Source organism: Brevundimonas vesicularis NBRC 12165 (assembly GCF_001592205.1).
Lineage (GTDB): Bacteria > Pseudomonadota > Alphaproteobacteria > Caulobacterales > Caulobacteraceae > Brevundimonas > Brevundimonas vesicularis.
The window spans coordinates 86021-108802 of the sequence record NZ_BCWM01000009.1 but is presented as its reverse complement, the minus strand read 5'-3'; the positions used below and the strand labels follow the sequence as shown (position 1 = coordinate 108802).

General features: G+C 66.4%; 24 protein-coding genes. 12 read left to right on the top strand and 12 right to left on the bottom strand.

The genetic code is table 11. From position 1 onward, the window contains the following. Positions 1–49: 49 nt before the first annotated feature. A complete protein-coding gene (locus BVE01S_RS08885) occupies positions 50–475 on the bottom strand; it encodes an MliC family protein (protein ID WP_082464998.1) in 426 nt (141 codons plus the stop codon). A 50-nt stretch (positions 476–525) separates the two neighbouring features. Continuing rightward, positions 526–984 carry a tRNA adenosine(34) deaminase TadA gene (gene tadA, locus BVE01S_RS08880; protein ID WP_066626629.1) on the bottom strand — a complete coding sequence of 153 codons (459 nt, stop codon included), beginning with the start codon at positions 982–984 and terminating at the stop codon, positions 526–528. A 12-nt stretch (positions 985–996) separates the two neighbouring features. Between tadA and BVE01S_RS08875 the strand changes: the two genes are divergently transcribed. The 4 genes from BVE01S_RS08875 to rsmD are packed head-to-tail and all read left to right on the top strand — an operon-like array spanning position 997 to position 4233. Next, the gene (locus BVE01S_RS08875) at positions 997–2553 is read left to right on the top strand and encodes a pseudouridine synthase (RefSeq protein WP_066626628.1); all 1557 of its coding nucleotides are present in this window, start codon (positions 997–999) and stop codon (positions 2551–2553) included. Positions 2554–2576: 23 nt separating this feature from the next. Continuing rightward, a complete protein-coding gene (locus BVE01S_RS08870; RefSeq protein ID WP_240612106.1) occupies positions 2577–2987 on the top strand; it encodes a GFA family protein in 411 nt (136 codons plus the stop codon). 29 nt (positions 2988–3016) lie between these two features. Then, positions 3017–3658: a TMEM175 family protein gene (locus BVE01S_RS08865; RefSeq protein ID WP_167544754.1), complete on the top strand. Its 642-nt coding sequence runs from the start codon at positions 3017–3019 to the stop codon at positions 3656–3658. Further along, the gene (gene rsmD / locus BVE01S_RS08860) at positions 3658–4233 is read left to right on the top strand and encodes a 16S rRNA (guanine(966)-N(2))-methyltransferase RsmD (protein ID WP_066626625.1); all 576 of its coding nucleotides are present in this window, start codon (positions 3658–3660) and stop codon (positions 4231–4233) included. Before BVE01S_RS08865 ends, rsmD begins: the two co-directional genes overlap by 1 nt. 37 nt (positions 4234–4270) lie before the next feature. Here the strand turns inward: rsmD and BVE01S_RS08855 are convergent, their stop codons facing one another. Beyond that, positions 4271–4723 carry a low molecular weight protein-tyrosine-phosphatase gene (locus tag BVE01S_RS08855; RefSeq protein ID WP_066626623.1) on the bottom strand — a complete coding sequence of 151 codons (453 nt, stop codon included), beginning with the start codon at positions 4721–4723 and terminating at the stop codon, positions 4271–4273. A gap of 70 nt (positions 4724–4793) precedes the next feature. Here BVE01S_RS08855 and BVE01S_RS16555 point away from each other — a divergent pair, with 70 nt between their 5' ends. After that, positions 4794–6254, top strand: coding sequence for a KAP family P-loop NTPase fold protein (locus BVE01S_RS16555; RefSeq protein ID WP_084375361.1), 1461 nt, complete (start codon positions 4794–4796; stop codon positions 6252–6254). Between the two features lie 11 nt (positions 6255–6265). Here the strand turns inward: BVE01S_RS16555 and mutL are convergent, their stop codons facing one another. Next, positions 6266–8155 (bottom strand): DNA mismatch repair endonuclease MutL, encoded by a 1890-nt coding sequence (mutL, locus tag BVE01S_RS08850; RefSeq protein ID WP_066626730.1) that lies wholly within the window; start codon positions 8153–8155, stop codon positions 6266–6268. 84 nt (positions 8156–8239) lie between these two features. Next, on the bottom strand, positions 8240–10864 hold the full coding sequence (gene topA, locus BVE01S_RS08845) for a type I DNA topoisomerase (RefSeq protein WP_066626620.1): 2625 nt from the start codon (positions 10862–10864) through the stop codon (positions 8240–8242). Positions 10865–11002: 138 nt separating this feature from the next. Here topA and BVE01S_RS08840 point away from each other — a divergent pair, with 138 nt between their 5' ends. Next, positions 11003–11197: a hypothetical protein gene (locus BVE01S_RS08840; protein WP_066626618.1), complete on the top strand. Its 195-nt coding sequence runs from the start codon at positions 11003–11005 to the stop codon at positions 11195–11197. On the opposite strand, the gene dprA is transcribed toward BVE01S_RS08840, so the two are convergent. After that, positions 11194–12267, bottom strand: coding sequence for a DNA-processing protein DprA (dprA, locus tag BVE01S_RS08835; protein ID WP_066626616.1), 1074 nt, complete (start codon positions 12265–12267; stop codon positions 11194–11196). The genes BVE01S_RS08840 and dprA overlap by 4 nt on opposite strands. Continuing rightward, entirely contained in the window at positions 12264–12902 is a 639-nt protein-coding gene (gene plsY / locus BVE01S_RS08830) for a glycerol-3-phosphate 1-O-acyltransferase PlsY (RefSeq protein ID WP_066626614.1), read from the bottom strand. Before plsY ends, dprA begins: the two co-directional genes overlap by 4 nt. A gap of 128 nt (positions 12903–13030) precedes the next feature. On the opposite strand from plsY, the gene BVE01S_RS08825 reads away from it, so the two are divergent. Beyond that, complete coding sequence (locus BVE01S_RS08825) at positions 13031–13963, top strand: glycerophosphodiester phosphodiesterase family protein (protein WP_066626613.1); 933 nt, start codon at positions 13031–13033, stop codon at positions 13961–13963. Between the two features lie 8 nt (positions 13964–13971). Here the strand turns inward: BVE01S_RS08825 and pyrC are convergent, their stop codons facing one another. The 4 genes from pyrC to ruvX are packed head-to-tail and all read right to left on the bottom strand — an operon-like array spanning position 13972 to position 17665. Continuing rightward, positions 13972–15246 (bottom strand): dihydroorotase, encoded by a 1275-nt coding sequence (gene pyrC / locus BVE01S_RS08820; protein ID WP_066626612.1) that lies wholly within the window; start codon positions 15244–15246, stop codon positions 13972–13974. Next, positions 15243–16226: an aspartate carbamoyltransferase catalytic subunit gene (locus BVE01S_RS08815; protein ID WP_026108614.1), complete on the bottom strand. Its 984-nt coding sequence runs from the start codon at positions 16224–16226 to the stop codon at positions 15243–15245. Before BVE01S_RS08815 ends, pyrC begins: the two co-directional genes overlap by 4 nt. A gap of 39 nt (positions 16227–16265) precedes the next feature. Next, entirely contained in the window at positions 16266–17189 is a 924-nt protein-coding gene (locus BVE01S_RS08810; protein WP_066626610.1) for an AEC family transporter, read from the bottom strand. Continuing rightward, complete coding sequence (ruvX, locus tag BVE01S_RS08805; RefSeq protein ID WP_066626608.1) at positions 17186–17665, bottom strand: Holliday junction resolvase RuvX; 480 nt, start codon at positions 17663–17665, stop codon at positions 17186–17188. The genes BVE01S_RS08810 and ruvX overlap by 4 nt, the downstream gene beginning before the upstream one ends. 73 nt (positions 17666–17738) lie before the next feature. On the opposite strand from ruvX, the gene BVE01S_RS08800 reads away from it, so the two are divergent. The 5 genes from BVE01S_RS08800 to gatB all read left to right on the top strand — a co-directional run bounded on the left by BVE01S_RS08800 (position 17739) and on the right by gatB (position 22186). Continuing rightward, entirely contained in the window at positions 17739–18284 is a 546-nt protein-coding gene (locus BVE01S_RS08800; RefSeq protein WP_146111965.1) for a hypothetical protein, read from the top strand. Between the two features lie 95 nt (positions 18285–18379). Next, positions 18380–18667: an Asp-tRNA(Asn)/Glu-tRNA(Gln) amidotransferase subunit GatC gene (gene gatC / locus BVE01S_RS08795; protein WP_066626604.1), complete on the top strand. Its 288-nt coding sequence runs from the start codon at positions 18380–18382 to the stop codon at positions 18665–18667. A 2-nt stretch (positions 18668–18669) separates the two neighbouring features. Beyond that, the gene (gatA, locus tag BVE01S_RS08790; RefSeq protein ID WP_066626602.1) at positions 18670–20148 is read left to right on the top strand and encodes an Asp-tRNA(Asn)/Glu-tRNA(Gln) amidotransferase subunit GatA; all 1479 of its coding nucleotides are present in this window, start codon (positions 18670–18672) and stop codon (positions 20146–20148) included. Between the two features lies 1 nt (position 20149). Then, entirely contained in the window at positions 20150–20407 is a 258-nt protein-coding gene (locus BVE01S_RS16800; RefSeq protein WP_157076449.1) for a hypothetical protein, read from the top strand. A gap of 273 nt (positions 20408–20680) precedes the next feature. Then, positions 20681–22186 (top strand): Asp-tRNA(Asn)/Glu-tRNA(Gln) amidotransferase subunit GatB, encoded by a 1506-nt coding sequence (gatB, locus tag BVE01S_RS08785; RefSeq protein ID WP_066626600.1) that lies wholly within the window; start codon positions 20681–20683, stop codon positions 22184–22186. A gap of 66 nt (positions 22187–22252) precedes the next feature. Here the strand turns inward: gatB and BVE01S_RS17120 are convergent, their stop codons facing one another. Continuing rightward, positions 22253–22552, bottom strand: a complete 300-nt coding sequence (locus BVE01S_RS17120) for a hypothetical protein (RefSeq protein WP_088582160.1) — start codon at positions 22550–22552, stop codon at positions 22253–22255. Positions 22553–22782: the final 230 nt, after the last annotated feature.

Below are 22782 nucleotides of genomic sequence, written 5' to 3'. Positions count from 1 at the left end.
ACTGGCCCGAGGTGCGCCGGGCGCTGGACCGACGGTTAGGGGCCTTGGCTTAGTCGACCGCGCGGCATTCCGTCGGCTGGCGACCTTCGACGGACCAGGTGGCGAGGACGCCCTTGCCGCGCAGTTCGACGTTGGAGGCGCGGTACCAGATGCCGTCGGCGGCGCGTTCCTGATACAGGTCGATGGCCTCACCGGACGAATTGCGGATTGTGGCCATCTGGCGCGGGTTGTCGAAATCGACCGACAGGCGCTCGCCGTTGTCGCACAGATAGACGGTGTGGACGACGCGGTTCAGGGTGCGGTCTTGGATTTCGGCGCCGGTGCGCTGGCGGGCGGTCTGGGCCTGGATGGCGCGTTCCTTGACCTCGTCGCCGGTGCGCGGAGCCTTGTCGGGATCGGCGCCGCAGGCGGTGAGGAGGGCCAAGGCGGCTAGGCCGCTGAACACGATCGACTGCGGCAGATCCGGCTTGAACAAGGTCTTTTCCCTCCACGGCCCCGCCCAACGGCGCAGCTTTTCGCGGCGTTCTAACGTGCGCCGCCTGTCGCCGTTCCCCGTCTTTGACGGAAGAAGGATTTGAGCAGCGACGACGCCTCGTCCGCCAGAAGGCCTGAGTCCGTAGTCGGGCGCCAGTGGCAGGTGGGTTGTTCGAACAGACGCGGGCCGTGGATGACGGCGCCGCCCTTGGGATCGTCGGCGGCCCAGACCACGCGGCCGATGCGGGCGTGGCTGATGGCCCCGGCGCACATGGCGCAGGGCTCCAGCGTCACATAGAGGGTCAGGCCGGTCAGGCGATAGTTGTCCAGCGCCGTCGCCGCGCGCCGCATGGCGACGATCTCGGCATGGGCGGTGGGGTCGTGGGCCGCAATCGGACCATTGGCGCCGGTCGAAATTACCTCACCTGAAGCAGGATCGACAAGAATTGCGCCTACGGGCACCTCTCCTGCGTCCGCCGCCGCTTGCGCTTGGTCCAGCGCCATGCGCATGAACCGCTCATCATGGTCCGCCATACAGACGACAACGACAAGAAGCCCCGCGCCCGTCAAGACGAACGGTCGCCCCGGCTCTTTAAATCCTCCGGTCCCCGCAAGAGCGGCGACGGGACGAGATCATTCGGCGACAAGCCGCGCGGCCCTCGCGAAGACGGCGCCAAGCGGTTCGGCGACAAGGCCGACCGCCCCCGCAGCGACAAGCCCCGCAGCGACCGGCCCCGCACCGACAAGCCGCGCAGCGAAGGGGGCGGCAAGGACGGCAAGTCCAAGACGACGGACACGCCTCTGCGCGCCGAGCGAATCGCCAAGACCATGGCCCGCGCCGGCATCGCCTCGCGCCGCGAGGTCGAACGGCTGATCGGTCTGGGCAAGGTGGCGGTCAACGGCCGCATCCTGGACACGCCCGCGACCCTGGTGACGCGCGACGACGTGATCACCGTGGACGGCAAGCCGATCGGTTCGACCCAGGCGACGCGCGTCTGGCGCTATCACAAGCCGGCGGGCCTTTTGACCAGCCACAGCGATCCGACGGGACGACCGACGGTGTTCGACGCCCTGCCGGCCGGTCTGCCGCGCGTGATTTCGGTCGGACGGCTCGACCTGGCGACCGAAGGCCTGCTTCTGCTGACCAACGATGGCGAGCTGAGCCGGGCGCTGGAGCTGCCATCGACCTCGCTTGTGCGTCAGTACCGGGCGCGGGCGCGGGGCAAGATCACCCAGGAGCAGTTGGACGCGCTGAAGGACGGCGTGGTCGTGGACGGCGTCTCTTATGGTCCCATCGAGGCCAAGCTGGACAAGGCCAAGGAGTCCAAGTCCGAGGACGGCAAGGCGCCGGCGAACCTGTGGATCTCGGTGTCGATCACCGAGGGCAAGAACCGCGAAGTCAGGAAGGTGCTGGAGTCTGTCGGCCTGACGGTCAATCGGCTGATCCGCCTGGCCTACGGCCCGTTCCGCCTGGACGTGCTGCCGGTCGGGTCGGTGGAAGAGGTCGGGCCGCGCGTGATCCGCGAGCTGCTGGCCGACTACATCCGGCCCGAGAACCTGCCGACCGGCAATACGGTCGAAACGCCCGCGCCCATCCCCGGCCGTCGGGTCTCGACGCCCATCGTCAAGGGCCGGTCGGGTTCGGCCATGTCGGACCCGTCGCGCAAGCCCAGCCGCGTCCGCGCCGCCGAGACGGCCCAGGCCGATGCGGTGGAACGCCGCGAGCGTCCGCCCAAGAAGGAAGGCTGGGCCAAGGCCGCGCCTAGGTTCGAGCATTCCAAGAGCTTCAAGCCGCGCGAACGCACCGCGCCCGCCGGCGACCGCCCGGCGCGTGAGGATGGCGACCGGCCCAAGCGCGCCTTCAAGCCGCGCGACGACCAGTTCATCGACGACCGGCGCGGCAAGCCCGGCGCCAAGCCGGCGGGACGCGCCGGTTCCGGCCCCCGCGCAGGCGGTCCCGGCGGAAAGCCGACCGGCGGCCGCGACTTCAAGCCTCGCACGGGCGGCGGCGGCAAGCCGGCCGGTCCGTCTGGAACGAGCGGACGCGGGCCAGGCGGCAAGCCGCGCACGCCCCGCTGAGGATCGCCGCCGGGGACTGAGCAATGACGATCTCGACAGGGCGCTGCCTGTGCGGCGCCGTCACCTTCACCGCGACGCCGAACGGCGGGATGCACGCCTGCCACTGCTCGACCTGTCGGCGGCAGTCGGGCGGCATCCTGTTCAGCGTCGATTGCGGCGACAGCGTGGAGGTCACGGGCGAGGTGGCGACCTATGTGTCGTCCGAATGGGCGACGCGGCAGTTCTGTCCCGCCTGCGGGACGGGCCTGTTCTGGCGATCCAACGACGGGGCGATCACCATGGTTTCGGCCCAGGCGTTCGACGATCCGTCGGTCTTCGCCCTTGAGGACGAGTTCTGCATCGAGAGCAAGCCGGCGACCTATGCGCTGGCGGGCGAACGGCCGCGCCTGACGACGGATGAGTTGTGGGCGCAGTTCGCGCCGCCGCAGGATTGACGACAAGGGTTGCGACAGGGGGAATGGCGATGACGACGACAGCGGACCTGAGCCCGGCGAAGGGCGATCACAGCCTGGAACGGCTGCTGCTGTTTTCGGACGGGGTGTTCGCCATCGCCATCACCCTGCTGGCCATCGAACTGCATGTGCCAGAAGGCTGGAACGGACAGTGGGCCAGCCTGTGGGCCGAGCGGTGGCCGATGTTCACCGCCTTTGCGCTGAGCTTCGCCATCATCGGCGTCTTCTGGAACACGCACCGGCGAGTGTTCGCCCGCATGGTTGGTTTCAGCAACGGGGTCATGATCTTCAACATGCTGGCCTTGGCCGGGGTGGTGCTGATGCCGTTCGCCACGACCCTGCTCTACGAACAGCCGCGCGACGGCGAGGGAGCCTGGATCTATCTGAGCCTGGTGGCGCTGGTCGGCGTGATGCACGCCGGCGCCTATGGCTGGGCCGCCTTCGTGACCGACGCGATCCGGCCGCGACCGCATTGGGCGGTGCGCGCCACGGTGATCGTGACCCATGCCCTGATGCCGGGACTGGCCTGCGCGCTGAGCTTCTTCCTGATGGCGCGGGGCGTCGGGCTGCTGGCGGCCGCGACGGCGCTGGCGTTGGGGCTGCTGATCGCCGGCCGGGTCTGGGTCGGTCGGTGCTTTGGCGGAGCCGCCTGATGCGGATCGTCGCCGGAAGCCTGAAGGGCCGGGCCATCGTCGCGCCGGAGGGGCACGGCACGCGCCCGACCTCGGACCGCGCGCGCCAGGCTGTGTTCAACGTGCTGGAACACGCTGCCTGGGGCGAGAGCCTGCAAGGCTTGCGGGTCATCGACCTGTACGCCGGCTCGGGCGCCCTGGGGTTCGAGGCAATCAGCCGGGGGGCGGGCTTCTGCCTGTTCGTCGAGACGGACGACGGGGCGCGGGGCGCGATCCGCGAGAACGCCGACGCCTATGGGCTGATGGGACGCACGCGGGTGCATCGCAGGAGCGCGACGGACCTGGGCGTGCGGCCCGGTCCGATCGCCGAGGCGTTCGACCTGGCGTTTCTGGACCCGCCCTACGGCAAGGGACTGGGGGAGCAGACGCTGGCGCGGCTGATCGAGGGAAACTGGCTCAAGCCCGGCGCCCTGGTGGTGTTCGAGCGCGGGTCGGACGAGCCGCAGATCGACACCCCTGGCTATCAGCGTCTGGACGCGCGCGACTATGGCGCAGCCAGAGTGCTGTTCCTGAAGGTTTCGCCGACATCAGAGTGAGGCGAAGCTGCCCGTCTCCCAACGGGAGAGGGGAGGGTTACAGTTTGGCGACCAGGCCGCGTGCGGCCGCCGTCACCTCGGCCCAGGTGATCTCGAACCCGTCGTCGTCGCCGAAATAGGGGTCGGCGACGGCCTGACCCTCGCGGCCGGGGACGTGGTCGAGCAGCAGGCTGAGCTCGGCGGTCGCATCGTCGGGCCGCAGACGGCGCAGGTTTTTCAGGTTCTCGTGGTCCAGGGCGATCACATGGGTGAAGCGGCGAAAGTCCGCCTGCGTCACCTGCCGCGCCTTCAACCCCGAAATCTCGACCCCATGCCGCCGCGCCGTCGCCTGCGCCCTCGGGTCCGGCGGCTCGCCCGCATGCCAGTCCCCGGTCCCGGCGGAATCGACGATCAGGTCGAGCCGGAGCCGCTCCGCCTCGGCGCGCAGAGCGGCCTCGGCGAGGGGCGAGCGACAGATGTTGCCGAGGCAGACGAAGAGGATGGAGGGCATGGGGTAATCTGAAGGTCCACTAAGTCGTTAGGGCATTGCAATCCAAAATTTGCATTTGCACACTTCAAGGATGTCCGATTCTAACTCCTTGCCGATCAATCCTTATGCTGAAATCTGGGCAGGCGATCTGTTTTCTCGCCAGAAGGATGCGACCATGCTGGCTGCTTACATCGAGAGCATTGCTGGTCGTCCCAACCTTCGCGAAGATCACAAAGGCTTCACAATCTCCGTTGATGCAGAATATGGAACAGGGAAATCATACTTCCTAAAACGTCTTTCGCGGCATCTCAGCGTGAAGCATCCGGTGGCATTTGTGGATGCTTGGGCTGACGATTTAGCTGATGATCCACTGACCGCTATTGCTGCCACGCTTTCAAAGGCATTAGGCCCGCTGACCGCCAAAGACCAAATGGTTGCGAACTCTATGGAGATCGTTACCGGAAAAGTTGGAACGATTGCGAAAATAGTCGGTAAAGGAATTGTAAAAAAAGCTGTAGCGCTCGCACTTACAGAATCTGTGTCTAACGAATTATTTGACGTTGTAAGTCCTGACGACGCGGAAAAATTTGAAGATACGCTGAAAGATGCGGGTAACATCATCGGTGACGGTTTAGTCGATGGTATTACGCAGAAGTCATCGACTAAATTGATGACTGAAAAAATTGCAAATTTTAAGGCAGGTCAAGGCGCTGTAGTCGAACTTAAGATAAGTTTAGAAGATCTTGTAAGATCAATAGACAAAACAAATTTGACCGCTCCAATAGTTGTTATAATTGATGAGTTAGATCGGTGCCGCCCGCCTTACGCCATAAAACTTCTTGAAGAGCTGAAGCATCTTTTCGATGTTTCTGGTATAGTCTTTGTTCTGGGGTTGAATTCCAGCCAACTCTCCAAAGCTATAAAGGCTGCGTATGGACCTGAATTTGACGGAGTGTCATATCTTCGTCGATTTATTGATCGTCAGTATACATTGGGAATGCCTGACCTTAAGCCGCTTGTGGCCCATGTTACACGCGAACTTTCATTAGACTCTTCTAGGCTTGAATGCTTGCAAACTAAAGAGCGCGGCAAGGTCGAAAGGCATGACGATCCTTCGCGGATGATTGCCCGGTACATGGAAATGTATGGCGTCAATGCCAGTTCAACATTCTCTGTCGGAGATATACTTCAGACTTGCCTTGCTGTGACTGCGCCCAATGAACTGTTTATGCCGGTTCTAATGCCGCACGTGATTGCAAAATCGCTCCACTTAAACCCCAGGCAACTGACAGTAGGTCCTGTTCCAAATTGGAATTATATTCTTTATTCTGAAGATTATGACAATAAATATGACGAAATGAGTCCAGAATCTTATTTCACTCAGGCAACAAAAATAGTCGGATCAAGTCAAAATGAAATGATGCATCTCATTAATAGTGGGAACCGAGTGGCCAGATCGTTGAGCAATTACATTTTCAATAAAAGCGCTCACGATTTATCTCATCCTGCAAATTATGCCAACCTCATGGAAGCGGTAGCCCGCTTCTCTTAACCAAATTCGCTTCACCGCCGCCCGAACAGCTTCTCCAGATCGTGCAGCTTCAGCTCCACATAGGTCGGACGGCCGTGGTTGCATTGGCCGGAGTGGGGGGTGGCTTCCATTTGGCGCAGCAGGGCGTTCATCTCCGGCGCCGAGAGGACGCGGCCTGAGCGGACGCTGCCGTGGCAGGCCATGGTGCCGCAGATGGCGGCGAGGCGTTCCTTGAGCGACAGGGCCTGGCCGTGTTCGGACAGATCGTCGGCGATGTCGCGGATCAGGCCCTGAACGTCCGTGTCGCCCAGCATGGCCGGGGTCTCGCGCACCAGGACGGCGCCGGCGCCGAAGGCCTCGACGATGAGGCCCATCTCGGCCAGTTCCTCGGCCCGCCCCGCGACGCGCTCGGCCTCGGCGGGGTCCAGATCGACCACCTCGGGCGTCAGCAAGGCCTGACGGGTCACGGCCCCCTCGGCCATCTGGGCCTTCATCCGCTCATAGACCAGCCGTTCATGCGCCGCATGCTGATCGACGATGACCAGGCCATCGCGGGTCTGGGCGACGATATAGTTGGCGTGGAGCTGACCCCGCGCGGCGCCCAGGGGGTAGTCGAGGGGGTCGTGCGGCTGAGTGGCGAGTGGCGAGTGGTGAGTGGCGAGGTCGCTGTCTTGGGCGGGTTGCGACGGCCATGAGGGGCCGTCCCATGACGGTTCGACGCGGGCGCTGCGTTCGTTGAGGCCGGGCAGGATCTGGGCGGCGGCGGCGGGCTGGGACCAGCCGGTCCAGCCGCTGAAGCCTTGCGCCGACGGGGCGCCGGGGCTGTAGGCGGGGCCGGATGCGACGCCGGTGTGGGGCTGGAAGCCGGACAGGGCGTCGGCGGCGACGGTCGTGCTGGCGCGGTGGCCGGCGGCGTGGAGCGCGTGCCGCAGGGCGCCGACGATCAGCCCGCGCACCAGCGCCGGATCGCGGAACCGGACCTCGGCCTTGGCCGGGTGGACGTTGACGTCGACATAGAGTGGGTCGATGTCGAGGAAGAGGACGGCGGCCGGATGCCGGTCGCGCGCCAGGAAGTCGGCGTAGGCGCCGCGCAGGGCCCCTTGCAGCAGCCGGTCCTTCACCGGGCGGCCGTTGACGAACAGATACTGATGCGCCGCATTGCCGCGCGAATAGGTGGGCAGGCCGGCGTATCCCGACAGGCGCACGCCGTCGCGCTCCTGATCGATCAACAGGGCGTTGGCCTCGAAGTCGCGGCCCAGCAGGGCGGACAGCCGCTTTAGACGGCCTTCGTCGCCCGGATGTTCGGCGGGCAGGCGCAGGGTGACCTTGCCGTCCAGCGACAGGGTGAAGGCGACGGCCTCGTGCGCCATGGCCTGGCGCTTGATCTCTTCGGAGATGGCCATGGCCTCGGACCGCTCGGACTTCATGAACTTGAGCCGGGCGGGGGTGGCGTAGAAGAGGTCGCGCACCTCGACCCGCGCGCCGTGCGGGCCGGGGAAGGGGGCGGGGGCCAAGGGCCGGGTCTCGCCGCCCTCGACCGTGATGGCCCAGGCGTCGGTCGCGTCACGCGAGCGGGTGGTGATCGACAGGCGGGCGACCGAGCCGATGGAGGGAAGAGCCTCGCCCCGGAAGCCCAGGGTGTGGATGCGCAGCAGGTCCACGTCGCCGGCGTCGTCAGGCTCAAGCTTGGATGTGGCGTGGCGTTCGATGGCCAGCGGCAGTTCCGCCCTGGGAATGCCCTTTCCGTCGTCGGCGATCAGGATGCGCGACAGGCCGCCGCCGTCGGCCTGGATCTCGATATTGCGGCCGCCGGCGTCCAGGGCGTTCTCCACCAGTTCCTTGATGGCGCTGGCCGGCCGCTCGACCACCTCGCCGGCGGCGATGCGGTTGACGGTTTCGGGGGAAAGGCGGCGGATGGGCATGAGCAGGCGAAGATAGGGCGCGGGGGGGATTCGCGCCATGAGGCTTCGTCTCCTCCCTACGCCACGGGGAGGAGACGTTGAACGTCAGTCTTCGGTCTTGGACTTGGCGGCCTTCTTCGCCGGAGCCTTCTTGGCGGCCGGTTTCTTGGCGGCGGCCTTTTTCGGGGCGGCGGCCTTCTTGGCGGGCGCTTTCTTCTTGGGCGCGGCGCCGGCCTTGGCGGCGAGAAGCGGCAGGGCGTCTTCCAGGGTCAGGTCTTCGGGCGCCGTGCCCTTCGGCAGGGTGGCGTTGATCTTGCCGGACTTGACGTAGGGCCCAAAGCGACCGGCCATAACGTGGATCGGCTCGCCCGTTTCCGGGTGGGCCCCCAGGTCCTTGAGCGGGGCCGTGGCGGCGCCACGACCGGGACGACCGGCGCGCTTCTCGGCCAGCAGGGCCACGGCGCGGTTCAGGCCGACCTCGAACACCTCGTCGATGTCCGAGACATTGGCGTAGGTGCCGGCGTGCAGGACGAAGGGTCCGTAACGACCCAGGCCCGCCGTGATCATCTTGCCGTCCTCGGGGTGGACCCCGACCTCGCGCGGCAGGGCCAGCAGGCGCAGCGCCTGGTCCAGCGTCAGGGAGGCCGGTGACCAGCCCTTGGGCAGGGACGAGCGTTTGGGCTTGTCGCCCTCGGGCGGCGTGATTTCGACGTAGGGGCCAAAACGGCCGATCTTCAGCTGGACCGGCTGGCCCGTTTCCGGATCGACGCCCAGTTCGCGGTCGCCGCTCTCGGCCGAGCCGTCCTCAGCCGACGGGCTGGCGACGGGGCGGGTGTATTTGCACTCGGGATAGCGGTCGCAGCCGATGAAGGCGCCGAAACGGCTGGTCTTCAGGCTGAGCTGGCCCTGGTGGCACAGGGGGCACTCGCGCGGATCGGTCCCATCCCCCTTGTCCGGGAAGATGTGGGCGCCGAGGCTTTCGTTAAGGGCGTCCAGGATCGCCGTGGTGCGCAGCTCGCCGGCGGCTTGCGTCGCGGCGTGGAAGTCCTGCCAGAAGTTACGCAGCAGCACCTTCCAGTCCAGCTGGCCGGCCGAGACCTCATCGAGCTGGGTCTCCAGCGCGGCGGTGAAGTCGTACTCGACCCACTTCCTGAAGAACTGCTCCAGGAAGGCCGTGACCAGCCGTCCCTTATCCTCGGGATAGAAGCGGTTCTTGTCGACGCGGACGTATTCGCGGTCGCGCAGGGTCGACAGGGTCGAGGCGTAGGTCGAGGGGCGGCCGATGCCCAGCTCTTCCAGCTTCTTGACCAGGGTGGCTTCCGAATAGCGCGGAGGCGGTTCGGTGAAATGCTGATCGGTGCGGATGGCGTCGACCTTGGCCTTGGCGCCTTCCTTGAGGGCGGGAAGGCGGCTGGTGTCGTCGCTCTCGTCGTCTTCGGCGCCCTTCTGCTTTTCGTCGCGGCCTTCCTCATAGACGGCGAGGAAGCCGTCGAAGGTGACGACCTGGCCGGTGGCGCGCAGACCCGTCTGGCCGTCGGCGGTCTCAATGTCGACGGTGGTGCGGTCCATCCGGGCCGCCTCCATCTGCGAGGCGACCATCCGCTTCCAGATCAGTTCATACAGGCGCTGAAGATCGGATTCGAGGCGCAGACTATCGGGATGGCGGGCGATGTTGGTCGGCCGGATGGCTTCGTGCGCTTCCTGAGCATTCTTGGCCTTGGTCTTGTAATAGCGCGCTTCTTGCGGGACGAAGGCCGGGCCGAACGCCTGGCTGATGACCTCGCGCGCCTGGGCGATGCCCTCGGGCGTGGTCTGGACACCGTCGGTCCGCATATAGGTGATCAGGCCGCCGGTCTCGTCGACTCCCTCATACAATTTCTGCGCCGCCTGCATGGTGCGTTGGGCCGAGAAGCCGAGCTTGCGCGCCGCCTCCTGTTGCAGGGTCGAGGTGGTGAAGGGCGGGGCCGGATTGCGGCGGACGGGCTTCTTCTCGACCGCATTGATGGTGAAGTCGCCGGCGGCGATGGCCGCGCGGGCGGCGGAAGCCGTGGCCTCGTCCTTGATGTCCAGACGCTGGATGCGCTTGCCGGCGTGCTTGACCAGGCGCGCGGTAAAGGGCGGGCTGTCGGCGTTCAGGTCGGCCTCGATGGACCAGTATTCCTGAGCCTTGAACTTCTCGATCTCCATCTCGCGATCGACGACGATGCGCAGCGCCACGGATTGGACCCGGCCGGCCGAACGCGCGCCCGGCAGCTTGCGCCACAGGACCGGCGAGAGGGTGAAGCCAACGAGGTAGTCCAGCGCGCGGCGGGCCAGATAGGCCTCGACCAGCTCCATGTCGATCTGACGCGGATTGGCCATGGCCTCGAGCACGGCGGACTTGGTGATGGCGTTGAAGGTGACGCGTTCGACGTGGGTGTCCTTCAGCGCCTTCTTCTTGTTCAGCACTTCCAGCACGTGCCAGCTGATGGCTTCCCCTTCGCGGTCGGGGTCGGTCGCCAGGATGACGCGGTCGGCGCGCTTGGCGGCCTCGGCGATTTCGGACAGGCGTTTGGCGCCCTTGGCGTCGGCCTCCCAATGCATGGAGAAGTCGTCGTCGGGCAGGACCGAGCCATCCTTGGACGGCAGATCGCGGACGTGGCCGTACGAGGCCAGGACCTCATAGTCCGAGCCCAGATACTTATTGATGGTCTTGGCCTTTGCGGGGCTCTCGACGATGACGAGGTTCATAACGGTCCGGTCTCGGGAAGGGGCGCGAACGTGGTTGGAGCGGAGCCGTGAGTCAATCGCACCTGTCGTCTTACACCCTAGGGTAGTTGTGTTTTAGTGTGGCCCGGTTAGATTGTGGTCCTGGCAACGGAGACGATCATGGCGACGGCGCAACCTCAATCGGCCTGCGAAACGGATCGCCAGGCGCATATCGAAGCGGCGGCCTTTCCGACGCGGGAATATATCGGCGCCATGGCGCTGGAAATGGCGCGGCTGGCGCGAGACGAGGGCGACGTGCGCCTGGCCGGCTTGCTGGAACAGGCGGCGAGCGTTGCAGGACATCCGCCAGCCTAGAGCGAAGCCAAGCCGCCGGGCAGGAGGTCGGCGCGGCCGGTCAGGCTAAGCTCCAGCAGAGCGGCGGCTACCTGGGACACCGGGGCATTCAGGGCGCGGGCGATCTCGTCGCGCGGCGTCGGGGTCGGCGACAGCAGTGCGGCCACGCGGTCGAGGAAGGCGTCGTCGATATCGCCGTCGAATCGCATCGGATCGGCAGGCGGCTCGCGCAGGGTTCGCAGGGTGTTGAAGGCGCGGTCAATATCCTCGATCCCCTCGCACAGGATGGCTCCCTGACGCAGCAGTTCGTTCGGCCCGCGCGCGCGGGGATCCAGAGGCGATCCGGGTACGGCGAACACATCGCGGCCCTGTTCGGCGGCGAGACGGGCGGTGATCAGGGAACCGGACCGGACCTCGGCCTCCACCACCACGACGCCGCGCGACAGGCCCGAGATGATGCGGTTGCGGCGTGGGAAGTCGCGCGCCTGGGCGCGAGCGCCGACCGGGCTTTCGGACACGACGCAGCCTTGTTCGGTCAGGCGGGCGTAGAGGTCGGCGTGTTCTGACGGATAGATGTCGTTCACTCCACCGCCCAGGACCGCGACAGTCCCGGTCGCCAGGGCGCCTTCGTGGGCGGCGGCGTCGATACCGCGCGCCATGCCCGAGACGACGACATGACCGGCCTGACCGAGTTGCTGCGCCAAACCGCGTGCGATCCGCTGACCGCCCGCCGAGGCGATGCGGGCGCCGACGACGGCGACCGAGGGCTGGTTCAGCAGATCGACGCGGCCGCGCGTCCACAGGATCGGCGGCGGCGGATCGAGCGCGGCCAGCATCTCGGGATAGTCGGGATCGCCCAGCACCAGCAGGCGGGCGCCGATGGCCTCGCCGGCGGCGATCTCGCGTTCGACCGTCTCTACGGGGGGCGGAACGGAGGCGGAGCCGGATTTGCGCACCAGATCGGGCAGGGCGTCCAGCGCACTGAGGGCCGAGCCGTAGCGGCCGATCAGTTGAGCGAAGGCGACGGGGCCGATGCGGTCGGTGCGGGCGAGCCGCAGCCGGGCGAAGCGTTCGGCCGGGTCCAGGCTCACGCCTTCTTGGCCCCGATGCGCGGTTCCTCGCCCTTCAGCAGCCGGGCGATGTTCTGGTGATGTCGAACCCAGATCAGAACGGCGGCGAAGACGGTCAGGGCGAGGATGGGAAGGCTGACCGGCAGGCCGACGACGGCGAGCGGCAGAAGCGCCAGCAGAGGCGCGGTCGCTGATGAGATGAGCGCCGCCAGCGACGAATAGCGGAACAGGAAGGCGCAGAGCAGCCAGACCGCGCCCGCCATCAGGCCCAGCGGCCAGGCGGCGGCCAGCAGCAGGCCGTAGAAGGTGGCGACGCCCTTGCCGCCCTTGAAGCCCAGCCAGACGGGAAACAGGTGGCCCAGGAAGGCCGCGCCGCCGGCGATGGCGCCGGCCAGTTCGCTGCTGAACAGATGACGGGCGATCAGCAGGGCGACCGCGCCCTTGCCGGCGTCCAGCAGCAGGGTGGCCAGGGCCAAATCCTTGCGGCCGGTGCGCAGGACGTTTGTCGCGCCGATATTGCCCGAGCCGATGTTGCGCACGTCGCCGGCGCCGGCTGCACGCGTGATCACCACGCCGAACGGAATCGAGCCGAGCAGATAGCCGCCCAGCGCCACCAGCGCCAAGGTCCCGAGAGCCGGGGCCACTAGATCCTGCACGTTGATTCGCTCCCCGCGTGTCGTTGCGGCAAAATGCGTCGCGGGGCGGCCGGGAGCAAGGGCGATCCGACCTCTTGACCCGATGATCGGCGCAGCGTTTGGTCCGCGCGTCTTTCCGGAGCCGATCCATGACCCGTATTTCCGCCGCCGCTGCGACCCTGCTGCTGCTTTCGACGACAGGTTGCGTGGGTGCGCCGCCGATGGCGCCTGCGCCGTCATCGGGGCCGGCGATGGCGTCCTATTTCGACTGCGTGCGGGACGGCGGCGTGGCGATCTCGGCGCACCGGGCGGTTTCAGCGCTGGACCAGCCCGAGAATTCCATCGCCGCCATCGAGGCGACAGGCCGAGCGATCCCCAATGCGATCCTGGAACTGGACGCCGTCCTGACCAAGGACCGGCAATTGGTTCTGATGCACGACGACACCATGGACCGGACGACCACGGGGCGCGGGCGGGTCGCGGACCTGACGCTGGCCCAGGTGAAACAGGCGCGGCTGAAGGCGTCGGACGGCGCCCTGACGCGCGCCGCGCCGCCGACGCTGGGCGAGGCGCTGGACGCCGCCGGACGCGTGGGGGCCATCGCCAGCATCGACCTGAAGCCCGCCGACGGCGAGACCACCGTCGATCTGGCGCGGGCGGTGATCGATCAGGTGCGACGGTCACGGGCCGGAAACCGGGTGATCCTGATCACCTATAATGACGCCGATGCGCGGGCGGTGGCGGCCATGGCGCCGGAGATGATGATCTCAGCCGGGCTAAGCGGTGTGGAGGATCTGAGCGGGCTGAACCCGGCGCAGATCCTGGCCTGGACCGGCACGCGCGAGGAGCGTCCTGCGCTTTGGCGCGCCCTGCGCGAGGCCGGCGTCGAGGTTCAGTTCGGCACACTGGGCGCCGAGGGCGTGCGCCGTGACGACCGCTACGCCGCCGACGGGGACGTATCGGAATACCGCGATCTGGTGCGCCAGGGCGTCACCGTGATCGCCACCGATACGCCGCTGGCCGTCAAATCGGTGCTGGGCGCCGAGGTGGCCAAGGCCGCGACGTGCGCGCGGCCGCGCTGATCTGTGCCTTAGAAGACCTTGCGACCGCCCACCCAGGTTCCGATCAGCTTGCCCTGAAGCCGGCGGCCGTCGAAGGGTGAGTTCTTGGATTTGGAGTGAAGGGCGTCGGCGTCGATGATGACGGGGGCCCCGGCGTCGAACAGGATGACGTCGGCCGGCGCGCCCTCGGCCAGGACGCCCGCGTCGAGGCCGAGCAGGGCGGCGGGGCCTTGGGTCAAGGGACGCAGGACGTCGAGCAGGTCCAGACCGTCTTCGTGATGCAGGGTCAGGGCGGCGGGCAGCAGGGTCTCCAAGCCGATGGCGCCGGGCGCGGCCTCGGCGAAGGGCCGGCGCTTGTCCTCGGCTGGGGCGGGGGCGTGTGCGGAGGTGATGACGTCGATCAGGCCTTCGCGCACGGCTTCGATCAGGGCCTGGCGGTCGGCCTCCGAGCGCAGCGGCGGGTCCAGCAGGTAGAAGGTGCGGTAATCGCCGATGTCCACCTCGTTGAAGCACAGGTGGTTGATCGAGACGCTGACGGCGACCTCCAGCCCCTTGGCGCGGGCGCGGGCCAGGGTGTCCAAGGCGCCCTCGGTCGAAATCTGATCCACCAGGAACCGCGCGCCGGTCTGTTCGACCAGGGCCAGGTCGCGCTCCAGCCCGATCCGCTCGGCGATGGCGGGGCTGCCGGACAGGCCCAGGCGCGTGGCCAGTTCGCCGGAGGCGGCGACCGCGCCTTCCGTCAGCCAGGGGTCGGCCGGGCGGCACGCGATCAGGGCGTTGAAGGCGGCGGCGTAGCTCATCACCCGTTGCAGGGTCCGGCTGTTGACGATGACCTTGTCGCCGTCGGTGAAATAAAGGGCGCCGGCCTCGTCCATCAGGCCGATCTCGGCCATGCGCTGGCCGTCCAGAGCCTTGGTCGCGGCGCCGGCGGCGCGGACGTTGACGAGGTTCAGGGCCGCGCCGCGCCGCTGGATGAAGTCGATCATGGCCGGGTCGTCGACGGCGGGATCGGTGTCGGGTTGGACCACGATGGTGGTCACGCCCCCAGCGGCGGCGGCCAGGCTGGCGGACTTCAGCGTCTCCTTGGGCTCGGCGCCGGGTTCGCCGGTCTTGACACGAATGTCGATCAGGCCGGGCGCGAGGCACAGCCCGTCGGCGTCGATGATCTGATCCGCCGCCAGGTCCGGCGTCGGGCCGTGGATCACGCGGCTGATGCGACCGTCTTGGATCAGCAGGCCGCCGGGGCCGTCGTAGTCCGTACCGGGGTCAAGCAGACGGGCGTTGATGATGGCGATGGTGGTCATCGAGCGTCTCCCCAACGGGCGGAGAGGGAGGCCAACACGGCCATACGGGCGGCGACGCCCATCTCGACCTGATCCTGGATCAGCGAGACGTCCAGGTCGTCGGCCACGTCGGAATCGATCTCGACGCCGCGGTTCATGGGCCCAGGATGCATGACCCGGGCGCCGGGATTGGCCCAGGCCAGCTTCTCGCGATCCAGGCCCCAGAAGCGGAAATATTCGCGCGTCGAGGGGACCAGGGCGCCGGCCATCCGCTCCAGCTGAAGCCGCAGCATCATGACCACGTCGCAGCCTTTCAGGCCCTCGCGCATGTCATGGAAGACCTCACAGCCCCAGCGGTCGGCGTCGCCGGGCACAAGGGTTGGCGGTCCGATCAGGCGGACGCGCGCCCCCATCATCTGCAACAGGGCGACGTTGGAGCGCGCCACGCGGCTGTGAGTGATGTCGCCACAGATGGCGACGGTCAGGCTGGTCACATCGCCGAATGCGCGGCGCATGGACAGCAAATCCAGCAAGGCCTGGGTCGGGTGTTCGTGGCGGCCGTCCCCGGCGTTGACGACGGCGCAGCCGACCTTCTGGCTCAGCAGTTCGGCCGCGCCCGAGGCCGAGTGGCGGATCACCAGGATGTCGGGCTTCATGGCGTTAAGGGTGACCGCCGTGTCGATCAGGGTCTCGCCCTTCTTCACCGAGGAGGCGGCGACCGGCATGGTGACGACGTCGGCGCCCAGCCGCTTGGCGGCGATCTCGAAAGAGGAGGAGGTTCGGGTCGAGTTCTCGAAGAACAGGTTCACGACCGTGCGCCCGTGCAGCAGGTCCAGGGCCTTGGACGACTGACGATTGAAATCGACGAAGGCGTCGCCCAGGTCCAGCAACTGCGGCGTCACATACGGATCGAGGTCCGATGCGGCCAGGAAGTGCGGTTTGGGGAACGGAACCAGCCGGTCGCGGATGGTCTGATCGGTGACTTGAGCGGGCTGGGTCATCGAGACGCGGCTATAGGCGTGACTCGCCCTGAACGCCAGTCAGGTGAAGTGGAACAGGGCCAGCAGGATAGGGATGACCACGGCGCTGCCCACGGTGGTCAGGGCGATGACGCCGGCGATCAGGGGCGCGTCGCCGCCCATTTGACGCGCCAAGATGTAGGAGGCGGCCGAGCCGGGCGCGGCGCCGCAGATCAAGGCGATGCCCTGCGCCAGGCTGTCGCCGCCCAGGGCCCAGGCGATGAACCACATAAGCGGCGGCATGACGCCCAGCTTGACCAGGCTGACAGCGGCGATGGTGGTGCGGCGGCGTTTGACCTCGGCGAAGGACAGACCCGCCCCGGCGACGATCAGGCCCAAGGGCAGGGCGGCGGCGCCCAGCAGGTCCATCGCATCCGACAGGCCAGGGATCAGCGGCACGCGCAACAGGTTAAGCGCCAGGCCGAGTAGGCAGGCCAGCAGGATCGGATTGGCCAGCATCGACTTGATCAGGCCGACGACCGACGGCTCGCGCCGCAGCGAACCCCATTTCGCCAGCACGGCGACGCAGGCGATGTTGGTGACGGGAATGATGAAGGCGATGGCGACCGCGGCCAGCGCCGTGCCTTCCGAACCATAGACCGACTGGATCACCGGCACGAAGACGAAGCTGTTCCAACGGATCACGCCCTGAAAGACGCTGGTGTAAGCCGGGCCGTCCAGGGTAATCAGGGGCTTGGACGCCAGGGTCGCGGCCGCCACGATCAGGGTCGCGCCCACCGCCGCAGCACCCGCCACGGTCGCGCCGCCGCCGGCGAGGTCGGCGTGCCAGATCGCGGGGATCAGGAAGCTGGGATAGAAGATATTGATCGACAGCTTCTCGATCGGCCGCCAGGCCTCGTCAGGCAGGAAGCCGGACTTTCGCAAGCCGTAGCCCAGGGCGATCATCAGAAAGACCGGCAGGACGCCGGCGATCAGGGCCGTCAAACCCAGGTCGCCTGATCCCGAACCCGGTCCAGCGCCCCTTGCAAAATCCAGGCGGCGGCGGTGCGGTCCACGACCTGGGCGCGGCGTTTGCGGTTCAGGTCCAGATCCTCAATCAGGAAGCGCTCGACGGCGCTGGTGGACAGCCGCTCGTCCCAGAAGGCGATGTTGACGGGCCGCAGCCGCTGCAGATTGCGGGCGAAGGCGCGGCACGACTGGGCGCGCGGGCCTTCAGTGCCGTCCATATTGGCGGGCAGGCCGATGACCAGGGCCGAAACCTTGCGATGCGCCATCAGCTTGAACAGGTGTTCGGCTTCCTGCGTGAACTTGGACTTGCGGATCAGCTCCAGCGGCGAGGCGATCAGCCGCGTGGAATCTGACACGGCGACGCCGATGGTCTTCTCACCCAGATCCAACCCCATCCACGGCGTGTCGGGCGGGCAAGCGGCGGGCAGATCGAGGAGGTCGAGGACGGGCACGGCCTGCGGTTAGGACTGGCGCGGGCCGAAGTCAAAGGCGATGGTGACGACGATCGACAGGAAGGACGATGACATGCGCACGGCGACAGCGGCGATGACGGCTTTTGGGCTTGTGCTGAGTGGGTGCGGACAGTCCGATGCGCCGGAGAAGAGCCAGACCGCGCAGGATACTCAGACCGCGGCAGCCGCGCCGACGCCGAGCGCGATCACGCGTGCGGCCACGCCACCGATCACCAAGTCGGTGGGGCCTGCCGAACGGCGCGCGGCTGCTGCACGCGAAGAGATCGGCACGGCGGCCGACGTGTCGCAGTTGCAGGCCCTGCCGGACCAGAACGCCAAGGTCTTCAGTCTGTCGGGAGGCGACCCGGCGGTGAATGGTCTGGTGACCTATTTCGCCCTGTTCGGCGGCCCGGCCGAGGGCTGGCGCGCCTATCCTTTGGGCGACTACGCCGAATGGAAGGTCGTCGAGGCGAGGGCTGGGCGCGTGGTCCTGGCGGTGCGTCAGGATACGGCGGGGGCGAACGGCGACATCCTGAAGGTGGAGCGCACGGTGCAGATCGACTTCCCCTCAAGCGGCGAGACGCCGCCGGACGCGGTGTCCGTCAGCACGTCGCAGTGAGATCAAGCCTGACGAGGGGCGGCTGATCCTTGTGAATCCCAGTGCGGGCGGCTAATCCGACCGCTTCGTTTTCATTTTGTGTGTTGGAGGGCCGCATGGCCATCGACGCTGCGACGGTGCGCAAGGTTGCGCATCTCGCCCGCATCAAGACCCCCGAGGACCGACTGGAGCCGCTGGCGAAGGAGCTGAACGGCATCCTGGCCTGGATCGAGCAGTTGGATCAGGTGGATGTCGAAGGCGTGGAGCCGATGACCTCGAACGTCGCCCAGCCGCTGCGCCTGCGCGACGACGTCGTCACCGACGGCGCCAAGGTCGATGCGGTGCTGTCGAATGCGCCCAAGTCGGCGGACGGCTTCTTCGTCGTGCCCAAGGTGGTCGAATAGTCATGAGCGACCTGACCAAACTGACCCTGAAGGGCGCCGTCGATGGGCTGAAGGCCAAGGACTTCACCTCGGCCGAAATCACCCAAGCCTTCCTGACCAATATCGAAGCCGCGAACCCCACGCTGAACGCCTATGTCGAGGTGACGGCGGACAAGGCCATGGACATGGCCCGCGCGTCCGACGCCCGCATCGCCTCCGGCCAGGGCGGGGCGCTGGAAGGCGCGCCGCTGGGGATCAAGGACCTGTTCTGCACCGAGGGCGTGCAGACCACGGCCGGGTCCAACATGCTGCGCGGCTTCGTGCCGCCCTATGAATCGACCGTGACCGCCAATCTCTGGCGCGATGGGGCGGTCATGCTGGGCAAGCTGAACATGGACGAGTTCGCCATGGGCTCGTCCAACGAGACCTCGGCCTTTGGCCCGGTGAAGAACCCGTGGAAGTCGACCGGCTCCAACGCAGATCTGACGCCGGGCGGATCGTCAGGCGGTTCCGCCTCGGCCGTGGCGGCCGACCTGTGCCTGGCCGCCACCGCATCGGACACCGGCGGTTCGATCCGCCAGCCCGCCGCCTTCACCGGCACGGTCGGGATCAAGCCCACCTATGGCCGCGCCAGCCGCTTCGGCATGGTGGCCTTTGCCTCGTCGCTGGACCAGGCCGGGCCGATCACCAAGACGGTCGAGGACGCGGCCCTGCTGCTGCAATCCATGTGCTCGTTCGACGCCAAGGATTCGACCAGTCTGGACATCGCCACGCCCGACTGGACCCAGTCGGTCGGCAAGTCGGTCAAGGGTCTGCGCATCGGCGTGCCGCGCGAATATGTCGTGGACGGAATGCCGGCCGAGATCCAGGCCCTGTGGGATCAAGGCGTGGCCTGGCTGAAGGACGCCGGCTGTGAGATCGTCGAGATCAGCCTGCCGCACACCAAATACGCCCTGCCGACCTACTATATCGTGGCGCCTGCCGAGGCCTCGTCGAACCTGGCTCGCTACGACGGGATGCGGTTCGGGCATCGGGCGGAGGACTTCAAGTCGCTGGACGACCTGTACGCGACCTCGCGCGCCGAGGGCTTCGGAAAGGAAGTCCAGCGTCGCCTGACCATCGGCGCCTATGTGCTGTCGGCCGGCTTCTACGACGCCTACTACGTCAAGGCGCTGAAGGTGCGTCGCCGCATCGCCGAGGACTTCGACAACGTCTGGGGCCAGGTGGACGCCATCCTGACGCCGTCGACGCCGTCGGCTGCGTTCGCGCTGGGCGACAAGCAGATCGACCCGCTGACCATGTATCTGAACGACGTCTTCACGGTGACGACCAACCTGGCCGGCCTACCGGGCATTTCGGTGCCGGCGGGCGTGGACGCCGGCGGTCTGCCGCTGGGTCTGCAGGTCATCGGCAAGGCGCTGGACGAGGCGACGGTCTTCCAGGTCGGCGCCGCGCTGGAACGGGCGGCGGGCTTCACGGCCAAGCCGGGCAAGTGGTGGTGAGGTGACGGACGACCATCCGAGGTTTCCTGAAACCCCGAGCCTTCATTCTACTTTGGGTTTCTGGTCACAGTTGACGAGAACAAGTCGACAGCGGGTGAAGCTGAAAGCGACGTACAAACCGGAAGAAAAATCTTACGATACGCTCGATGCCTATCTGTTCTTTTTCCTGTGTTTTTTCTCGCTAAGAGACTGGCTGGAAGCATACACGCCAGAAGCATTTGCCCTCTGGAAGGCGCGTTTTGAAGGGACATTAGAATGACGCATCTGTCGAGATGTCGCCAATAGTTTTAAACACTTGAAGCTGACGCAATCGTCCCTTGATGCTCCGCTAAAACTCATCAGAGAGTTCCATGCGGACGACGCCCATCGCGTGTCGATAATCGCCGAAGGCAGAATCATTCCGCTGTCCGAAATCGCGAATAAGCTGTGGAGCGAGTGTTGCAACTTTGTTCGAGAGGCAGAACCTCTTCTTCCGCCGCGCGGGCGCGGCGTCTCAGATGAACTTTCCGGCTGATGGAGCTTAAGTATTACAATGACCGACACCACGAACGCGTCCGCCAAAACCATCAAAGGCCGCACCGGCGATTGGGAAATCGTCATGGGCCTGGAAATCCACGCCCAGGTGGCGTCGAAGGCCAAGCTGTTTTCGGGCGCGGCCGTCGGCTTCGGCGCGGGACCGAACGAGCAGGTGTCGCTGGTCGATGCGGGCTTTCCCGGCATGCTGCCGACGCTGAACAAACACTGCGTCGAACAGGCGGTGAAGACGGGTCTGGGCCTGCGCGCGCAGATCAACCGCCGCAGCCAGTTCGACCGCAAGAACTACTTCTATCCCGACCTGCCGACCGGCTATCAGATCAGCCAGCTCTATTATCCCATCGTGGGGGAAGGCGTGGTCGAGGTGGAGGCCGAGGACGGCAGCTTCTTCAACGTCGGCATCGAGCGGCTGCACCTGGAGCAGGATGCGGGCAAGCTGATCCACGACCTGTCGCCGACCGAAAGCTACGTCGACCTGAACCGAGCCGGCACGGCGCTGATGGAGATCGTCTCGCGTCCCGACCTGCGCACGCCGGACGAGGCGGTGGCCTATGTGAAGAAGATCCGGACCATCCTGATCTATCTGGGCACCTGCGACGGCGACATGGAGAAGGGCAATCTGCGGGCCGATGTGAACGTGTCGGTTTGCCGGGCCGGAAACTACGACAAGTTCAAAGAGACGGGCGACTTCAGCTATCTGGGGACGCGCTGCGAGATCAAGAACGTCAACAGCTTCCGCTTCATTTCTCAGGCGATCCAGTATGAGGCGCGCCGCCAGATCGAAATTCTGGAGGACGGCGGTTCGATCACCCAGGAGACGCGCCTGTACGACCCGACAGCCGGCGAGACGCGCTCGATGCGGTCCAAGGAGGAGGCGCAGGACTATCGCTACTTCCCCGATCCCGACCTGCTGCCGCTGGACCTGGAAGAGGCCTGGATCGCCGAGATCAAGGCGTCACTGCCCGAGCTGCCGGACGACAAGCGCAAGCGTCTGATGGCCGACTATGGCCTGTCGCAATACGACGCCATCGTGCTGATCTCGGAACAGGCGAAGGCCGACTACTTCGAAGCCGCAGCCAAGGGTCGGGACGCCAAACTGGTCTCCAACTGGGTCACCAACGAGGTTTCGGCGCGCCTGGCGGCCGAGGGCAAGGACTTCAGCGAGAATACGCTGCCGGCAGCGCACGTCGCGCAGCTGGTGGAGTTGATCGAGACGAATGTCATTTCGTCCAAGATCGCCAAAGAGGTTTTCGATCACGTCTGGAACGGCGAAGGCTCGCCAGCCGAGGTGGTCGAGAAGCACGGCCTGAAACAGGTCACGGACACCGGCGCCATCGAAAAGGCCGTGGACGAAATCATCGCCGCGAACCCGGACAAGGCGGCGGCCGTGGCTGAAAAGCCCCAGGCCATCGGCTGGTTCGTGGGTCAGGTCATGAAGGCCACGGGCGGCAAGGCCAATCCGGCGGCGGTCAACGACATCCTGAAGGCCAAGCTGGGCCTGTAAGGCGAGGCGTCGGACGAAAAGCAAAGGCCCTGCGGATCGCTCCGCAGGGCCTTTTCAATTCTGTGTTTAGGCTGACGGCGCCGGCGGTGCAGGGGGAGCCGGAGGCGCAGGCGGGACGGGGGCGTCCGGGTCGGTCGGCGCTGGCGGAGCGGGCGGGGCAGGCGGCGGGGGCGGCGCAGACTCATCGACAGGAGGCGGCGCCGGGGGCGCAGGCACGGCGGGATCGACCGGCGGCGGGGCCGGGTGGTGCGGAGTCTGATGATCGACAGGCGGGGGCGGCGGAGGCGGCGCGCTGGGCGCTTGCTGGGCGGTTGCGGCGCCGGCCAGCAGCATTGAGGCGGCCAAGGCGGTCAGTGCGATCTTCATCGGGACATGTCCTTCGGTTGAAACGCCATCCGGAAACACTTCCGGACGTCATCGTGAATGGCGACGAAGACCAGCGTCGGAGCGCATCGCGGCCGATTTTCGTCCGGCGGGTCTCAAGTCGTTTCAAGCGCTGATTGCTGAAGCTGATCTCGGCTAAGCGGCGTTTGTGGCGCAGCTGAGGGCTTCGAATACCTGGCGATCGAGTGATGCCTGAAAAGATGTCGCATCAG

Coding starts and splice junctions, on each gene's coding strand:
- tadA (WP_066626629.1), bottom strand. CDS start 984: ATGCGCATGGCGCTGGACCAAGCGCAAGCGGCGGCGGACGCAGGAGAG.
- rsmD (WP_066626625.1), top strand. CDS start 3,658: ATGCGGATCGTCGCCGGAAGCCTGAAGGGCCGGGCCATCGTCGCGCCG.
- BVE01S_RS08865 (WP_167544754.1), top strand. CDS start 3,017: ATGACGACGACAGCGGACCTGAGCCCGGCGAAGGGCGATCACAGCCTG.
- BVE01S_RS08855 (WP_066626623.1), bottom strand. CDS start 4,723: ATGCCCTCCATCCTCTTCGTCTGCCTCGGCAACATCTGTCGCTCGCCC.
- gatC (WP_066626604.1), top strand. CDS start 18,380: ATGGCCATCGACGCTGCGACGGTGCGCAAGGTTGCGCATCTCGCCCGC.
- gatA (WP_066626602.1), top strand. CDS start 18,670: ATGAGCGACCTGACCAAACTGACCCTGAAGGGCGCCGTCGATGGGCTG.
- mutL (WP_066626730.1), bottom strand. CDS start 8,155: ATGCCCATCCGCCGCCTTTCCCCCGAAACCGTCAACCGCATCGCCGCC.
- BVE01S_RS08875 (WP_066626628.1), top strand. CDS start 997: ATGGTCCGCCATACAGACGACAACGACAAGAAGCCCCGCGCCCGTCAA.
- topA (WP_066626620.1), bottom strand. CDS start 10,864: ATGAACCTCGTCATCGTCGAGAGCCCCGCAAAGGCCAAGACCATCAAT.
- BVE01S_RS16555 (WP_084375361.1), top strand. CDS start 4,794: ATGTCCGATTCTAACTCCTTGCCGATCAATCCTTATGCTGAAATCTGG.
- gatB (WP_066626600.1), top strand. CDS start 20,681: ATGACCGACACCACGAACGCGTCCGCCAAAACCATCAAAGGCCGCACC.
- pyrC (WP_066626612.1), bottom strand. CDS start 15,246: ATGACCACCATCGCCATCATCAACGCCCGTCTGCTTGACCCCGGTACG.
- BVE01S_RS17120 (WP_088582160.1), bottom strand. CDS start 22,552: ATGAAGATCGCACTGACCGCCTTGGCCGCCTCAATGCTGCTGGCCGGC.
- BVE01S_RS08825 (WP_066626613.1), top strand. CDS start 13,031: ATGACCCGTATTTCCGCCGCCGCTGCGACCCTGCTGCTGCTTTCGACG.
- BVE01S_RS08840 (WP_066626618.1), top strand. CDS start 11,003: ATGGCGACGGCGCAACCTCAATCGGCCTGCGAAACGGATCGCCAGGCG.
- BVE01S_RS08800 (WP_146111965.1), top strand. CDS start 17,739: ATGCGCACGGCGACAGCGGCGATGACGGCTTTTGGGCTTGTGCTGAGT.
- BVE01S_RS08870 (WP_240612106.1), top strand. CDS start 2,577: ATGACGATCTCGACAGGGCGCTGCCTGTGCGGCGCCGTCACCTTCACC.
- BVE01S_RS08815 (WP_026108614.1), bottom strand. CDS start 16,226: ATGACCCAGCCCGCTCAAGTCACCGATCAGACCATCCGCGACCGGCTG.